At 71.0% G+C, this 15,304-nt stretch carries 10 protein-coding genes and 3 pseudogenes; 5 read left to right on the top strand and 8 right to left on the bottom strand.

Annotated elements, in window-relative coordinates; all coding sequences use genetic code 11:
* Positions 1–51 precede the first annotated feature (51 nt).
* Together ACH4U8_RS20920 and ACH4U8_RS20915 are read left to right on the top strand one after the other, a co-directional pair.
* Entirely contained in the window at positions 52–750 is a 699-nt protein-coding gene (locus ACH4U8_RS20920) for a type 1 glutamine amidotransferase domain-containing protein (RefSeq protein WP_395779266.1), read from the top strand.
* Between the two features lie 74 nt (positions 751–824).
* Positions 825–1,369: pseudogene (locus ACH4U8_RS20915) on the top strand (hypothetical protein).
* Positions 1,370–1,433: 64 nt separating this feature from the next.
* Here ACH4U8_RS20915 and ACH4U8_RS20910 read toward each other — a convergent pair.
* Entirely contained in the window at positions 1,434–2,318 is an 885-nt protein-coding gene (locus tag ACH4U8_RS20910; protein ID WP_395779264.1) for a helix-turn-helix transcriptional regulator, read from the bottom strand.
* Positions 2,319–2,620: 302 nt separating this feature from the next.
* Between ACH4U8_RS20910 and ACH4U8_RS20905 the strand changes: the two genes are divergently transcribed.
* Complete coding sequence (locus ACH4U8_RS20905; RefSeq protein WP_395779540.1) at positions 2,621–3,472, top strand: aldo/keto reductase; 852 nt, start codon at positions 2,621–2,623, stop codon at positions 3,470–3,472.
* Between the two features lie 46 nt (positions 3,473–3,518).
* Here ACH4U8_RS20905 and ACH4U8_RS20900 read toward each other — a convergent pair.
* The 6 genes and pseudogenes from ACH4U8_RS20900 to ACH4U8_RS20875 all read right to left on the bottom strand — a co-directional run.
* Positions 3,519–3,806 (bottom strand): annotated as a pseudogene (locus ACH4U8_RS20900) (Tn3 family transposase); the annotation flags it as partial.
* A 316-nt stretch (positions 3,807–4,122) separates the two neighbouring features.
* Positions 4,123–5,097 carry an alpha/beta hydrolase gene (locus ACH4U8_RS20895; protein WP_395779262.1) on the bottom strand — a complete coding sequence of 325 codons (975 nt, stop codon included), beginning with the start codon at positions 5,095–5,097 and terminating at the stop codon, positions 4,123–4,125.
* Between the two features lie 326 nt (positions 5,098–5,423).
* Positions 5,424–5,960, bottom strand: a pseudogene (locus tag ACH4U8_RS20890) (zinc-binding dehydrogenase); the annotation flags it as partial.
* A gap of 184 nt (positions 5,961–6,144) precedes the next feature.
* Positions 6,145–7,560: an amidase gene (locus ACH4U8_RS20885; protein WP_360305885.1), complete on the bottom strand. Its 1,416-nt coding sequence runs from the start codon at positions 7,558–7,560 to the stop codon at positions 6,145–6,147.
* A complete protein-coding gene (locus tag ACH4U8_RS20880) occupies positions 7,557–8,948 on the bottom strand; it encodes an MFS transporter (protein ID WP_395779260.1) in 1,392 nt (463 codons plus the stop codon). The genes ACH4U8_RS20885 and ACH4U8_RS20880 overlap by 4 nt, the downstream gene beginning before the upstream one ends.
* A gap of 53 nt (positions 8,949–9,001) precedes the next feature.
* Positions 9,002–10,192, bottom strand: a complete 1,191-nt coding sequence (locus ACH4U8_RS20875; RefSeq protein ID WP_360305889.1) for a CoA transferase — start codon at positions 10,190–10,192, stop codon at positions 9,002–9,004.
* A 130-nt stretch (positions 10,193–10,322) separates the two neighbouring features.
* Here ACH4U8_RS20875 and ACH4U8_RS20870 point away from each other — a divergent pair, with 130 nt between their 5' ends.
* Together ACH4U8_RS20870 and ACH4U8_RS20865 are read left to right on the top strand one after the other, a co-directional pair.
* Positions 10,323–11,012 (top strand): TetR/AcrR family transcriptional regulator, encoded by a 690-nt coding sequence (locus ACH4U8_RS20870; protein ID WP_360305891.1) that lies wholly within the window; start codon positions 10,323–10,325, stop codon positions 11,010–11,012.
* Positions 11,013–11,790: 778 nt separating this feature from the next.
* Entirely contained in the window at positions 11,791–12,444 is a 654-nt protein-coding gene (locus tag ACH4U8_RS20865) for a PadR family transcriptional regulator (protein ID WP_395779258.1), read from the top strand.
* On the opposite strand, the gene ACH4U8_RS20860 is transcribed toward ACH4U8_RS20865, so the two are convergent.
* Positions 12,445–15,303, bottom strand: a complete 2,859-nt coding sequence (locus tag ACH4U8_RS20860; protein WP_395779256.1) for an ATP-binding cassette domain-containing protein — start codon at positions 15,301–15,303, stop codon at positions 12,445–12,447.
* Position 15,304: the final 1 nt, after the last annotated feature.

Below are 15,304 nucleotides of genomic sequence, written 5' to 3'. Positions count from 1 at the left end.
GTGCACGCGGACGGCGGCACCGTCCGAGCCCCGAACGTGAAGGAGAACGACATGACCAAGGTCCTCATCGTGGTGTCCGCGGCGGATCGCTGGACCCTTCGGAACGGCGTCGTGCACCCCTCCGGCTTCTGGGGCGAGGAACTGGCGATGCCGCACAAGATCTTCACCGAGGCCGGCTGGGAGACCACGATCGCCACCCCCGGCGGGAAGCCGCCCACACTCGACCGGCTCAGCATGTCCTGGACCGCCGGCCGACCGTCCAGACTGCGCGAGGTCGCCCGCTACCTGGACACCATCAAGACCCAGACGGCCGCGCCCCGGTCGCTGGACGACGTCGACCCGGACGCGTTCGACGTGGTGTTCTACCCCGGCGGCCACGGACCGATGGAAGACCTCGCGGTCGACCCGGTCTCCGGCGCACTGCTCACCCGCGTACTGGCCTCCGGCAAACCCCTCGCGCTCCTGTGCCACGCACCCGCCGCCGCCTTCGCGGCACACGACGCCGACGGATCGTGGCCGTTCACCGGATACCGGATGACCGGCCTGTCCAACGTCGAGGAGAAGTTCAACAGCTTCGGCCGCAAGGCCCAATGGTTGCTGGAGGACCGCCTGCGCGACAGCGGCGCCCACTACACCAAGTCCCGCGTACCGCTGCGCCCGTTCGTCGTCGTCGACCGCAACCTCTACACCGGCCAGAACCCGGCCTCGTCCGAACCACTCGCCAAGCGGCTCGTCGCCGACGTGGGCTGACCCGACCGACCGACCGACCGGCCTGGACCGAGCGTTCGGCCGTCGCGGGGACCGCTGTCTCCGCGCGCCCGTGTATGCGCCCGGTCGGCGTCGCTGCGGCGGCCGACGTGTTCCTCGACTCGCTCACCAACCCGAACACCGTGCGGAACCACGGGATCGCGGTCGGCGAGGCGTTGGAACTGCTCTGGGGCGACTCGGCGGTGAACACCTGGAACGCGCGCCGCGGCGCGGTGCGGTCCTGGACGGGATGGTGCGCCGATCGAGGGCTACGACGGGCCAGCCTGGGTGAAGCGGATGCCACTACCGGACCCCGATACCCCGGTGCGCTCGAAGATGGCGATCGACCGCCTGATCGCCCGCCGGGACGTCCACCTGTGGGAGAAGGCGCTGTGGCGGATGCCCTACGAGACGTGCGCCCGCTCCGAGGAGGTCCTCGACGTCGATATCGAGGATCTCGACCTCCTTGACCCACCACGGCGAGCAGGGGGCCTCCGAGCTGATGCTGATGGCCAAGTCGCGGCACAAGAAGGTCGAGAACGTCCGCCGCTACTTCAGGCCCTCGGCAGAGGCCATCGCGGGCGTCACGAGCCTGCTCGCGCCGGGTGACGCCCGGCGCTGAGCTGCGGCAGGGGAGAGGCGACGGCGTCCGGACATGGTGGCGGGAAGGACCGGACGAGGCCGAGTCAGCTGCCGGACGGTGAGGTCGTCGGTGCGGAGGCGTTCCAGCCGGCGAGGAGGTCGAGGGTTTCGGCGTCGCGGCTGCCGGGTGGGACGGTGCACAGGATGAGGCGGAGGCCGTCGTCGGCGGTGAGCCGGGTGGTCTCGTAGGTGAAGGTGAGGTCGCCGACGAGGGGGTGGTGGATGCGCTTGGCCCCGTTGCGGTGGTGGCGGACGTCGTGGCGGGCCCAACGCCGGCGGAAGGCGTCGCCGCCGCGGATGGAGAGTTCGCCGATCAGGTCGCTGAGGGCCTTGTCGTGGGGGCTGCGTCCGGCTTCGGCGCGCAGGGTGGCGACGTTCTGGTCGGCGACGGCCTGCCAGTCGGGATAGAACGCGGCGGCGGTCGGGTCGAGGAAGGTGAAGCGGGCGGCGTTCGCCGGGCGGGCGGGGCTGTCGAAGACCGGGGCGAACAGGGCGCGGGCGAGGGTGTTGCCGGCCAGGAGGTCGAGGCGGGCATTGCGGATGTAGGCGGCGACGCCGCTGATCGTCTCGACGAGGTTGCGCAGGCCGGGGCGGACGGGCTGCCGGGCGGGCCGGCACGGCGCTGCGGCGCCTGCGGCGGCGTTGGCGGCGCGGACCAGGTCGAAGAGGTGGGCGCGTTCGGCGTCGTCCAGGAGCAGGGCGCGGGCGATGGCGTCGAGGACGGCGTCGGTGGCGCCGCGCGCGTCGCCCCGTTCGAGGCGGGTGTAGTAGGGAACGCTGACGCCGGAGAGCTGGGCGACTTCCTCGCGGCGCAGGCCGGGGACACGGCGGGTGCCGGAGAACGGGGAGGGGGTGAGGCCGGCCTGCTCGGGGGTGACGCGAGCCCGGCGGGTGGTGAGGAACTCGCGGATCTCGGTGCGGCGGTCCATGCCTTCGACACTACGGCTGGGCCGCTTACGGGGGCACGGGTGTGGGGGTCCTTGTCAGGGTCTGCTTGAGTGCCCCGCCGGGTGCGGGGCACTGGTTGTCTGGGGGCATGGCCGGCCGTCCCCTCTCGGGATGCCCCCCGATGCCCGCCACTGTCCCCGGCACCGCCGCCGCGCCGGAGGCCGGTTCCGCGCCGGCGGCAGAGCGTGTGCTGCCGCTGAGCGTCCGAGGGAGATGGGACGGGGGCGTCCCGGCACCGGCGGTCGAGGCGCCACCCGTACCCGAACCGCTAAGGAAGAACACCGTGCAGACCGTCACCCTGAACAACGGCGTCCAGATGCCGATCCTCGGCTTCGGCGTCTACCAGATCCCCGCCGACCGGACGGAACGCGCCGTCACCCAGGCTCTGGCGGCCGGCTACCGGCTGCTGGACACCGCTGCCGCCTACGGCAACGAGGAAGCCGTCGGCGATGCCATCAAGAACAGCGGCGTCCGGCGCGAGGACCTGTTCGTCACCACCAAGCTGTGGGTCCAGGATGCCCCCGCCCAGGACAACACCCGCCGCGCCCTGGAAGCCTCCCTGGCCAAGCTCGGCCTCGACCACGTCGACCTGTACCTGATGCACCAGCCCTACGGCGACGTCTACGGCCAGTGGCGCGCCATGGAGACCGCCCAGGCCGAGGGTCTGACCAGGGCGATCGGCGTCGCCAACTTCCACCCCGACCGCCTGCTGGACCTGATTTTCAACAACGACACCGCCCCGCAGGTCAACCAGATCGAGACCCACCCCTTCTTCCAGCGCGACCTGGATCACGCGCTGATGCGCGAGCACCGGGTGCAGCACCAGGCGTGGGGCGGCTTCGCCGAAGGCAAGAACGACCTGTTCACCCACCCGGTCCTCGGCAAGGTGGGTGAGGCGCACGGCAAGTCGGTGGCGCAGGTCGTGCTGCGCTGGTTGATCCAGCGCGACATCGTCACCATCCCCAAGTCCGTCAGCCCCGACCGGATGGCGCAGAACATCGACGTCTTCGACTTCCGGCTCACAGACGACCAGATGGCCGGCATCGCGGCCCTCGACACCGGCACGACCCTGTTCTTCGACCACCACGACCCCGAGATGGTGGCCTGGCTCAGCAAGCGTCGCATCGACAACTGACCCACCCCGCAGGCCCCGCCCGGTGGCCAGGTGTGGTGCCGTGCGTTCAGCCCCGATCGGCCTGCACCGGGTCGCGCAGCGGGCGCAGGCCGTCGGGCATCCAGGGCAGCAGGAACGAGTACCGGCCGAGCATGTCGACGTGGTTCCGGACGAACGGTGATAGCCGGGCGACGTCTTGCTCGCGCACGTCGAAGCCGTCGGCGCGCAGCCGGTCGAGGGCGGCGCCCATGTAGCGGGTGAAAAGCACCAGGGCATTGAGGACCGGGCCGAGCGCGCCGATCCGGTCTTCCATGCCTTCCTGGTAGTGCTGGTAGAGCGGGCCGGCGCGGTCGTAGGGGACGTCCAGGACGTACAAGGAGTCGCGCGGGGTGCCGGCCACCACCTTCCCACCCGGCCCGGCGGCCTGGTCGTAAGCGCATGCCGTCCACGGAGGCGACCAGGCCGCCGCCCCGCGCGCGCGGGCGAGCGGGATTGACGCCTGGGGCCGATCAACGCCGCGTTCGCGGCCCGGTAGGTCTCCATCCGCAGGTACAAATGCGCCGGGCCCGGAACCCTCCGTCACCGGCCGAGAACGCGAAAGGGCCGGGCCCGCCCGCGCCACGTGGGCGCCGGCGGGCCCGGCCCGGCTGTGCGAGGAGCCCCGAGGCCCGTCAGCCGCCGTGCAGCGCGGTGCGCAGGGCGTCGGTGGCGAGTTTGCGGGCGATGTTCGCGGCGCGGGTGTCGCGCAGGCTGTCCAGGAGCAGGAAGTCGTGGACCATGCCGGCCACGCGCACGGAGGTGACGTCCACGCCGGCCTCGCGCAGCCTGTTCGCGTACTGCTCGCCCTCGTCGCGCAGCACGTCGGCCTCGTCGGTGATCACCAGGGTGGTCGGGAGGCCCTTGAGCTGGTCGAGGCTCGCCCGCAGCGGGGAGGCGTGGTGCTCGGCGCGTTGGGCGGGGTCGGTGGTGTAGGCGTCCCAGAACCACTTCATGCCGTCGCGGGTGAGGAAGTAGCCCTCGGCGAACTGCAGGTACGACGGGGTGTCGAAGTCGGCGTCGGTCACCGGATAGAGCAGGACCTGCGCCTTGAGGTCGATGCCGCCGCGTTCCTTGTTCATCAGCGCGAACACCGTCGCCATGCAGCCGCCGACCGACTCGCCGGTCACCGCCACCCGCGAGGTGTCCAGGCCGTGTTCCGCGCCGTGTTCCATGACCCACCGGCCCACGGCGTAGTTCTGTTCGACCTGGGTGGGGTACTGCGCCTCGGGCGCCCGGTCGTAGACTGGGAAGACGCCCGCGGCGCCCGCACCGACGGTGAGTTCGCGGAAGATGCGGTCGTGGGTCTTGTCGTCGCCGAAGACCCAGCCTGCACCGTGGATGTAGAACACCACCGGCAGCGGGCCGGTGGTCCCCTTGGCCCGGATGATGCGGGTGCGGACGGTGCCCCACTCGCCGGTGTCCACCTCGACCCACTCCTCGTCGACGTCCGGGCGCGGCACGCTCGGGTCGCTCTGCAGGCCCAGCAGGATCTCGCGCCCCTTCTCCGGGGGCACCTCGTAGATCCGTGGATGCGGGTCGGTCGCCTCGCACAACTCCCGCGCGGCGGGTTCGAGGTAAGGCGTGATCGGCGGGGGAAGCGGGGTCATCTCGGCTCCAATCACGGGCACCTGCGTGCCTTGGAAGGTGCGGCCCGCCCGCACGGCTGCGGTCGGCGGCTCGCGGGACGAGGCACTCTCGACCAATCCTGGCGCGCGGCCCGCGCGCCGCAACCCGACGCGAAGGCACCGCGCCGCCGACCGTCCCGTTCCCCGTTGCGGCGTGCACCCATTCGGCCGCCCGGGCCCGCGCCGCGGGCCACCGGGGCGGCCACGCCGCCACGGGATCGGGCCGCCGGGCCGGTACCGGACGGGGGCGCGGTCCGCGCCTCCGTCTCGGCGCCGGTCCCGACGCACCCCCGTCGGCACGGCGTACGTCAGGCGTTCACCAGCACGATCTTGCCGGTGTGCCCACCGGACTCCATCACCCGATGCGCCTCGGCGGCCTCGGACATCGGCAGCGTCCGGTCGACGACCAGCCGCACGGCCCCGCTCTCGATCATCGGCCAGACGTGGCGCTGCACGTCCGCGACGATGGCCGCCTTCTGCGCCGCGGACCGGGTGCGCAACGTGGTGCCGAACACCGACACCCGCTTGAACACCAGCTCCGCAAGGTTCAGTCGACCCTCCAGACCGTCCTGAAGACCGATGACGACCAAGCGCCCGTCTGCGGCCGGCGAACGCACGTTGCGTTCGAGGTAGCCGCCGCCGATCACATCGAGGATCACGTCGTAGGGACCGTGCTCGCCGAAGTCCTCCGTGCGGTGGTCGATCGTTACATCGGCGCCCAACTCCCGCGCTCGCGCCGCCTTCTCGGGGCCGCCGACCGTGGTCACCACACGGGCCCCGAGCGCCTTGGCGATCTGGATCGCGAAGGTGCCGATGCCTCCGCCCCCGCCGTGCACGAGGAGCGTCCGCAACCTTGCCACATGCCAAGGAGCCATTCGAGGACGGGATTCATCTTCTGGGTTTCCCGACCGGCGACCCTCGGAGCCGACCGCGGTTCAGCCGGTGCCGAGGCTTGTACACACCGGGATCGGCGGCTGGGTGGTCAAGCTCTCGTCTGGATCACCGGACGGCCCCGTGGGGAACGTCTGCTCAGAGGAGAGGCGGGCGTTGGGTGCCCAGCGAGGCTTCGAGGGTGTGGGCTGCGGAGAGGGCGAGGTCGTCTCGGTGGTGGGGGGCGATGAGTTGGACGGCGAGTGGAAGGCCGTCCGGTGCGATGCCGGCGGGGATACTGACGGCCGGATGACCTGTGTCGTTGAAGACGGCGGTGTACGAGATGGGCAGGGCTCGCTCGCGGAGGGCCACAGCCAGGTTCGGCCCCTCGGCCGGCCACGCGGTGGTGGGGGTGGTCGGCATGAGAAGCAGGTCGTACCGATCGAACAGGGCAGCCGCCCAGCGGTCGAGCTGTGTGCGGTGAGCCCAGTAGGAGGCCATGTCGGCCGTGGTGAGGGAGCGGCCGGCGTCGAGGGCGTCGGCGAACCACGGCTCGAATGCGTGGCGGCGGATCGTGAAGTCGTCGAGCACGGTGAGGAGCCGCGCGTAGGCCAGGACGTTCTGCCGCAGCTGGAACGGGGCGGGGAAATCGTCCGCGCCGGGCAGGGGCGCTTCGTCGTCCCGGACTTCGTGGCCTTGCTCGCGGAGCAGGTGGGCGGCACGGTCGAGGGCGTGCAGGATTTCGGGGCGAGGCGCGGCGATGCCGAGGGTGCGCAGGACGCCGACGCGTAGGGCGGGGAGCGGTTCGTCGAGGGCCGCGCGATAGGACAGGGCGGGCGCGGGCAGCGAGTTGGGGTCGGCGGGGTGGTGGCCGGCGGCGACGTCGAGATGCAGTGCGGTGTCCCGGACGGTCCGAGCCATGCCGGAGAGGCACATGTGCTGGGTCCACGCCGGCATGCGGGCGGGACCACGGGGGATGCGTCCACGGGACGGTTTGAGGCCGACGACCCCGCACAACGCGGCGGGGATCCGGGTGGACCCGCCGCCGTCACCTGCGGTGGCCAAGGAGACGAGTCCGGCGGCGACGGCTGCCGCCGCGCCGCCGCTGGAGCCGCCGGGTGTGCGTTCGGGGTTCCAGGGGTTGCGGGTGACGCCGAAGGCGTTGTTGGCGGTGTGCACCGCGGCACCGAGCGGCGGGGTGTTCGTCTTGCCGACCACCAGGGCGCCGGCGGCGCGCAGCCGGGCGACGTGGATGCTGTCGCGGGTTGCGGGCGGGCGACCGGCGTAGGCGCTGGTGCCGCGGCTGGTAGGCAGGCCTTCCGCGTCTTCGAGGTCCTTCACGAGGATCGGCAGGCCGGCCAGCGGCCCTGCTTCCTCGCCGCGGGCGAGGCGTTGTTCGAGCGCGGTGGCCTCGGCGAGGGCCCGCTCGGGGGCGAGGGCTACGACGGAGTTGACGGCGGAGTCCACGGTGTCGATCCGGTCGAGGGTGTACCGCATGAGCTCGGTCGGTGACAGCTCCCGTCGGCGGATCAGAGCGGTGAGTTCGGTTGCCGAGGCGAAGGACAGGTCGGTCATGGTGTGACGGCTTCCTTGGGGTGTCGGGTTTGATCCGCCGCGGTGGCTTCGAGGCTGACGCCGGTGGTACGCGGGCCGAAGCGGGCGGCGACCAGGCCGCCCACGGCACTGAGGACGGCGAGGAGAACGAAGACGGCGGTGTAGCCGGCTCCGGCGTAGAGGCCGGCGATGAGCATGGGGGCGGCGAAGTTGAAGATGCGGGACAGGGCGTTGGCGGTGCCGGAGCCGAGCGCGCGGATCCGAGTGGGGAAGGTCTCGGCCGAGTAGACCTGGAGGAACGGCACGGCCATCTGGAACGTCAGACTGATCAGGCAGCCGAGCGCCAGGATGGCCGCAGGGGCACGGACGAGCGAGAACAACAGCAGCAGCGTGGCGGTCAGTGTGCCGAGGGCGAGCTGCATGTGGCGCCGGTCCCAGCGGTCGATCAACGGTACGGCGACGAGCGCTCCCAGGGGCGCGGCCGTGCCCAGGGCCGCGGACAGGAGCAGCGTGTCGTCGAGGTCGAGCCCGTTCTCGGCGAGGAGCGTGGGCGTCCAGGTGTTGAAGGCGGAGTAGGCGAGAAGTCCGGTCACCCACATCGTGCTGATGATCAGGAAGTTGCGGCGGTTCGCCGCGGCCCACAGCTCGGCCAACCGCGGCGGCTCCCCCGTACCGACTGGGGCCGGTGCGACCGACGGGCGGTCTTTTGCCGGGGAGCGGACACCGCACTGCGTCTCGATGGACCGGACGATGTCCTCGGCCTCGTCGGTCCGGCCTCGGGAGGCGAGCCAGCGGGGGCTCTCCGGGACCCAGCGGTGGATCAGCCAGGCGAAGACCGCGCCGAACAGGCCGAGACCGAAGACGAGGCGCCAGCCCCAGGTCCAGTGGGGCGCCAGGAAGTAGCCGGACCAGGCCGCGATCGGGATACCGAGCGAGCCGACCGCCACCTTGTAGGTCTGCAACCGCCCCCGCGCCGCGGCGGGCACGAATTCGGTGAGCACGACGATGGCCACTACCGCCATGCCCTGGGCACCGAAGTGCGCCGCCGTCCGCGCGGCGATCAATTGCCATGGGTTCTGGACGAGTACGCAGCCGACGGTGGCCGCGCAGTAGAGGGTGACGAAGGCCAGCATGGTGCGGCGGCGGCCGAGACGGTCTGCGAGGTAGCCACCGAGCACGCCTCCCCCGAAAGCGCCGAGTTGGCCGATGCCGGCCACAACCGCGACGGTCGACAGCGACATGCCCCATTGCTCGCGCAGTACGGGCGCGACGAACGCGAAGGCGTAGGTCTCCACCCACTCGAACAGGATCATCCCGGCCAGGGCGATGACCAGGCGGCGATGGAACCGGCTCAGGGGGAGCCGGTCGAGACGCGGCCCCAGCGCGGCAGCGTTCAAGGTGACAGCCATGGGCGCGTGACCTCCCGGAATGCAGAAGCGGCAGATGGGCAAAGCAGGAGGGGTCAGATCACGCCGTTCGCACGCAACTCGGCGAGCTCGTCCGGGCGGAGGCCGAGCACATCCTGGTACACCTCGGCGTTGTGCTCGCCGAGCGCCGGGCCGGTGGAGCGGATGCTGCCCGGGGTCTTCGACATTCTCGGCAACGGTGCGACCATCGGCAGCTGCCCGAACTCGGGATCGTCGACGGTGACGAGTGTGCCCCGCTCCCGGTAGTGGGGGTCGGTGGCGATATCCGCGATGCTCATCAGCGGCGCAGCCGGGATGCCGGCGTCGCTCAGCAGCTTGGTGAGGTCGTCCGCCGCGTATCCGGCCACCCAGTCGGTGATGACCGCGTACAGGGCGTCGGCGTGCGCCGCGCGCGCCGACCGCGTCGCGTACGCGGGGTCTGCGGCGAGTTCCGGGCTACCCATCACGGCGGCCAGCCGACCGAAGAGGGCGTCCGTCCCGGCGTGGATCGACACGCGGCGCCCGTCGCAGGCGGTGAAGTCGCTGGCGGGCACGATCTGCGGGTTCCGGTTGCCCAGGCGCTCACGGACCTTCCCCGTGGCCGCGTAGGAGGCGAGCGCATCCTCGGAGGCCCGGAACCCCGCCTCGTACAAGGCCAGGTCGACTACTTGGCCGCCGCCGCCTGCGGTGTCGCGATGGTAGAGCGCGGTCACCACGGAGAAGGCGCCCAGATAGGCGGCCATGTAGTCGATCGTCGAGTAGCCGCTGCGCACCGGCGGACGGTCCTCGTCGCCGGTGACGTAGGTCAGGCCGGCGAATGCGCTCGCGATCCGGTCGAAGGAGCCGCGGTCGCGGTACGGCCCGGTCAGGCCGTACCCGGTGACGTAGACGAGCACGGTATCCGGCGCGAGTGCGCGAAGGGTGTCCGGGTCCAGACCCCAGGCCTCGAGGGTCGGGGGGCGGTAGTTGGTGATGACGACGTCGAAGTGCGGCACGAGTCGCCGCACCAGCCGCTGCCCGTCCAGGGTCCGCAGGTCGAGGGTGACGGACTTCTTGTTGCGTGCTTCCTGGGCCCAGTATGGGGACCGGACGCCCGGCGTCGTGCCGCGGGTGAAGTCGCCGCGACCAGGGTCCTCGACCTTGATCACCTCGGCGCCGAAGTCGCCGAGGAACGTGGCGGTGACCGGCGCGGCCAGCACGGTGGACAGGTCGAGGACGCGTATGCCCGCCAGTGGGAGTGTCGACATGGGTGCCCCTTCACGCGCTATTCACGGTTCGTTATTAACGAAACGTTGATAGCGTGACCTTAAAGTGGTGCCCACGACTCGGCAAGGGTTGGAGCGAGAAGATTTGTCCGGCACGGACGGGGAGCGGCACATGAGCGACAGCGACACCGGCGCGGCGGGCGGGCCCGGGCCGACGGAGGCTCGGCCTGCGGCCACGGGCGGGCAGCCCGAGCCCCGGAAGAAGCGGCGACGTCGCAGCCGCGAGGAGACGGAGGCGGACCTGCTGGCCGCCGCGCGAACGCTGCTTGAACGCGACGGCGTGCTCGCCGGGGTGAACCTCCGGGAGATCGCCGGCGAGGCGGGTGTCAACCACGGGCAGATCTACCAATACTTCGGCAGCCGCCAGTCCCTGTTGCGCGCAGCGGCCGCCGATCTGGTCGAGCACCAAGCCGAACACCGTGACGACCACTGGGAGCGACCGTTCGTCGAACGGCGGCTGGAGATGTTCCGCCACCGCCTCGACGAACCGGAGCTCGTCAAGCTCGAAGCACTCCTCGCGCTCGACCGCGACGACAGCTTCAGCCCGCTGCCGCGCTTCCCCCGGACGCTCCAGAGCCTGGAACGAGACAAGGCCGACGGCGCGCTGCCCGAAGACGCCGATGTCGTCGCCGCACACGTCATGACCGCTGCGGCGCAGATGGGGTACGTCATCTTCCGCGAGGCGTACGCCCGTGACACCGGCATCCCCGTCGACGAACTCGATGAACGCGCGGCCCGGGTGTTCGGTCTCATGCTCGCGGGTATCGCCGCGTCATCATCGCCGCAGGCCCCGGGAGTGTGAGAGAACGGTTCCGTCGGCGGTCTTCGTGCTGCCACGCCACGAGGTGGGCGTCCGGCGCCTGCCGCCAAGGCACTTCGCGGGACACGAAGTGCCTTGGCCCCCGTGCCGACCGGATGGCTGCCCGGCCGGCCGGGCGGTGGCGGTAGTCCTCCCAATCGTCGGGTGAGCCGGCCCGCACGGTTTCGGCGACGCCGGGCAGACGCGGCGGGAGGAGCCCGCATGCGTCGTCGAAGCCGCCGACCGTCTCGCCGAAGAGGGTCGCTTCGATCCCGGCGATGTGCGCTGCGGGGATGGGGAGAACCCCGCGTCATCGCGTCCGGCCCCCGGCCGGTCTCCAGGCAGTACACGCGGTCGCTGACGCCCATGATCAGCGGCGGTCGACGCCCGCCCGGACGGCGTGCCGTACGGTTCGACCCGGCGCGTGGTCGCGTCATCCAGCCTCGTTCCTGCGCAGCACCGAGGAGGCCGAGAGCGGATCCGACCGTTCCGCATCGGCGTGGGCCCGACAGCACTGGGCGAGAGTGCAATTTCTAGATACGTTTGCATCTAGATCTCTAGTCAAAAGATCGATAGGAACCCCGTAAAATGCGGCCCTATCGTAGTGCGCTGCCGGGCGGCATCTAGCACCTTTTGCATCTAGGTCAAGCCCGCAGCCGCCTTGGGTGTCGATGTCGGCCGAGCGCCACGCACGTCATCGGGCTGCCCGGCGCCAACGGATGGTCGTCCGGCAGGCACACTGGTCTCGCACAGGTTGTCCCAGCCAGCCAGAAGGAAGGGTATGCAACTCGACTTCGTCATCCTCGGGATACTCGCGCTGCGCCGCTACTCCGGCTACGACCTGCGCAAATGGATGGAAGGCCCGCTCAAATACATCGGCTACGGCGTCCAACTCCCCCAGATCTACCGCCGCCTGGCCAAACTCGTCGAACGCGGCTGGGTCGAATACGACGTCGACCTCCGCGACGGCGGACCCGACGCCAAGCTCTACCGCATGACCGAGACCGGACAACAAGCGCTCAGGGACTGGGCGCGCTCTCCGTATGTGCCGTCACCGCGCATCGGCGACCCCGAGTTCGTTATCCGCTTCATTTTCGGCGGCCAGCTCGACCCCGAGATCGCCCTCACCGTCGTACGCGCCGAACTCGCTTTCAGGGAGGCGAACCAGGACCCGTCGGGGGCGCCGCCGTGGACGCACAATCTCCCCTACGCCCACCTCCAGATGCCCGGCCTGGATCCCGCATGGGTGTCGGAGGTGCACCTGTCCGCACACGAACACGGTTACAGCACCGGGTCCGCCTACATCGCGTGGCTGCGACTCCTCCAACACCGCCTCGAGCGGCGGGCCGCGCAGATCGCGGCGACGCGCACCGACGGGGCGCCGGGGACACCGCCGCGCGAGGCGCCGCAATCCGACGAGGTGCAGCCGGACTGATCACGGGCGATCCCCCGGTATTCCGCCGGATGCCGGTGCCGTGGCGGACGTGGCGACGCTGTCGCTGCGCTTGATGGCGCGTTCGTCGGTGCCCAGGTAGCCGGCGATGACCTTCGGATCGTTGCGGACTTCCGACGGCGTCCCGGCAGCGATGACGCGGCCGGTCTCCAGGCAGTACACCCGGTCGCTGATGCTCATGATCAGCGGCATGTCGTGCTCGATCACCAGCAGGGAAGCGCCCAGTTCGTGGCGGATCTCCTGGATGAGGGGGCCGAACGCCTCGGTTTCTCGCTGCGCGACGCCAGCGGTCGGCTCGTCGAGGCACAGGACGCGGGCGTCGAGGGCGAGCAGTCCGGCGAGTTCGACGATGCGGCGGGTGCCGGTGGACAGGTCGGCGATGAAGGCATCGGCATATCGGCCCAGTCCGAGGAAGTCGACGAGGTCGTGCGCCTCGGCCCTCTTGGCGCGTTCCCCCTTGACCGACCGCGGCAGCCACAGCGCCGAGGAGAGCAGGCCGGAGCGGCCGCGTGCCTCCAGGGCGATCTGCACGGTCTCGGTGACGGTCAGCTCGGGGAACAGCGCCGCCGCCTGGAAGGTGCGCCCGATACCGAGCGCGGCACGGCCTGCGGACGGTTTGCCGGACACGTCCTGCCCGAGGAGTTCGACGCTCCCGGTGGCCGGGACGAACCCGCCGATGGCGTTCATCAGGGTCGACTTGCCGGCGCCGTTGGTGCCGATGAGGCCGACGATTTCGTTCGCTCGTACTTCGACCGTGACCGCGTCGACCGCCGTGACTCCGCCGAATCGGACCCTGATGTCACGGGTCGCCAGCACCGGCCGGTCGTCGGGCAGCGGCTCCTTGTGTGGTCGCGCCGCAAGCCGGGGCGGTGCCGCGGCCTGTCCGGCGGGCGGCGGACCGAGGCGTCGTTCGGCCCAACCGAGCAACGCGTCGCGGGCGCTGTACCCGATCTGCACGAGGCCGCCGGGGAAATACAGCAGCAGGATGAGGAGGCCGAGGCTGGACGCGAGCAGCGGCACCAGTGAGTTGCCCGGGAACACCGCGGGCAGGCCGATCACCCACAGCGCGCCGAGTACCGGCCCGGACGTCGAGCCGAGGCCGCCGATGACGACGACGGAGACGAGCATGAGGGAGTCCTCGCTGCGGAAGTACGCGTCGCCGTACGGCACGGTCTGGAGCGCCCCGGCGAGCAGCGCCCCGCCGAGTCCCGCGATGCCGCCGGCGAGGGCGAACGCGCGCAGCTTCACGCGGGCGGCCCGGACGGTGTACGCCGCGGCGGTCGCCGGGTTGTCGCGTACCCCGATCGTGGTCCGGCCGACCCCGGTGCGGCGCAGTCTGCCGGTCACGGTCAGCACCACCGCCAGCACCACGAGGACCACGTAGTAGTACGAGCGTTGCGAGGTGACGTCGATGCCGAAGACGTCGGTGCGAGGGAAGGACGCGGTGGTCTGCGTAGTGCTGTCGTGGAAGACGTCCTGCCGGTACACCCATTGCTCGCAGGCGACCGCGAACGCGACGGTGCTGACCGCGAGGAGCAGCCCCCGCACGCGCAGCGCGCCGACTCCGATGACGGCGGCGAGCATCGCGGTCAGCAGCGCCGCAGCGGCGACCGCGGTGGGGAAGGTGAGGCGTTCGACGACGAGCACCTTGTCGTTGCCGATGTCCAGGCGCAGGCCCCGGTTGAGCGAGGCGGCGGTGAGCGCGCCGATGCCGGCGAAGGCCATTTGGCCGAGGGAGAGTTGCCCTGCCCAGCCGGTCAGCACGGTGACCGATGCGGCACAGATGGCGTAGGCGGCGATGGTCGTGTACAGCAGGTGCCGCGACGGCTGTGTGACGATCAGCGGGACGACGACGGCGAAGAGCAGGAGACCGAGCAGGGCGAAACGTTCGAGGTTGCGTACCCACCACAGGTTGCGCAGCCGTTCCGGAACCGGTCGCACCCGGGGCGCGAAGGAGAAGGCGCCGCCCTCGGCGGCCTTGTCCCGCCCGGCGGCGAACACGGCGGCCAGGACCAATGCGAAGACGACGAGGTCGGTCAGACCGGGCTGGTCGAGCCAGTTGAACTGCACGACCGACTCCAGCAGCCCGAGTCCGACACCGGCGGCCAAGGCGACGCGGAACGATGCCATGCGGGCGATGACCGCGGCGGCGAGGGCCCGCATGAGGGTAGTCATGCCGAGCACGGCGGGCGACGTCACGGAGCCGTTGCGGCTGGAGATGAGGATCAGGCAGACGGTGGCCATGAGCCCGGCGATCGCCCACACGACGGTGGACACCACCTTGGGGCTGATGCCGTTCAGGCGTGCCAGCTCCGGGTTCTCGGCGGACGCGGTCACGGACTTGCCGAGCACGGTGCGGCCCAGGAACCAGCCGAGCGCGACCGCGGCCAGGGGAACCACGACGAGCACCGCGACCTGGGTGGCCGTCACCTCGACTCCAGCCGGACGCCATGAGGCACTGGACCACACCGGGTACGAGCGGGATCCGTCCACCTCGGGATACGACGTGACGATGACGAGCGCCAGCTGGGCGACGCCGATCGTGGCGACCAGGAGGATCACCCGTGGCGCGGTGAACAGACGGCGTACGACGACGAGGTCGACGATCGCGCCGAAGGCCGCGCCTGCGGCGAGGGACAGAGGCAGGGCGATCCAGAACGGTACGCCGTACCGAACCGCGAGGAGCGCGAAGAGTGCCGAGCCGACGAGGCCCATGTTGGCGACCGCGAAGTTGATGATGCGGGTGGACCGGTGGACGAGCACGATGCCCATCGCGAGGAGCCCGACGACCAGGCCGTTGACGATGCCGTCGAAGGCGAGCTGGCGGGTGAGTTCGATCATG

This window comes from Embleya sp. NPDC020886, from assembly GCF_044333915.1.
Lineage (GTDB): Bacteria > Actinomycetota > Actinomycetes > Streptomycetales > Streptomycetaceae > Embleya.
The sequence above is the reverse complement of the archived record's forward strand: the minus strand, read 5'-3'. Positions and strand labels throughout refer to the sequence as shown.

What these genes read in the sequence shown, in the direction of transcription:
- ACH4U8_RS20920 (WP_395779266.1), top strand. Translation starts at nt 52, where the DNA reads ATGACCAAGGTCCTCATCGTGGTGTCCGCGGCGGATCGCTGGACCCTT.
- ACH4U8_RS20910 (WP_395779264.1), bottom strand. Translation starts at nt 2,318, where the DNA reads ATGGACCGCCGCACCGAGATCCGCGAGTTCCTCACCACCCGCCGGGCT.
- ACH4U8_RS20895 (WP_395779262.1), bottom strand. Translation starts at nt 5,097, where the DNA reads ATGACCCCGCTTCCCCCGCCGATCACGCCTTACCTCGAACCCGCCGCG.
- ACH4U8_RS20885 (WP_360305885.1), bottom strand. Translation starts at nt 7,560, where the DNA reads ATGACCGACCTGTCCTTCGCCTCGGCAACCGAACTCACCGCTCTGATC.
- ACH4U8_RS20880 (WP_395779260.1), bottom strand. Translation starts at nt 8,948, where the DNA reads ATGGCTGTCACCTTGAACGCTGCCGCGCTGGGGCCGCGTCTCGACCGG.
- ACH4U8_RS20875 (WP_360305889.1), bottom strand. Translation starts at nt 10,192, where the DNA reads ATGTCGACACTCCCACTGGCGGGCATACGCGTCCTCGACCTGTCCACC.
- ACH4U8_RS20870 (WP_360305891.1), top strand. Translation starts at nt 10,323, where the DNA reads ATGAGCGACAGCGACACCGGCGCGGCGGGCGGGCCCGGGCCGACGGAG.
- ACH4U8_RS20865 (WP_395779258.1), top strand. Translation starts at nt 11,791, where the DNA reads ATGCAACTCGACTTCGTCATCCTCGGGATACTCGCGCTGCGCCGCTAC.
- ACH4U8_RS20860 (WP_395779256.1), bottom strand. Translation starts at nt 15,303, where the DNA reads ATGATCGAACTCACCCGCCAGCTCGCCTTCGACGGCATCGTCAACGGC.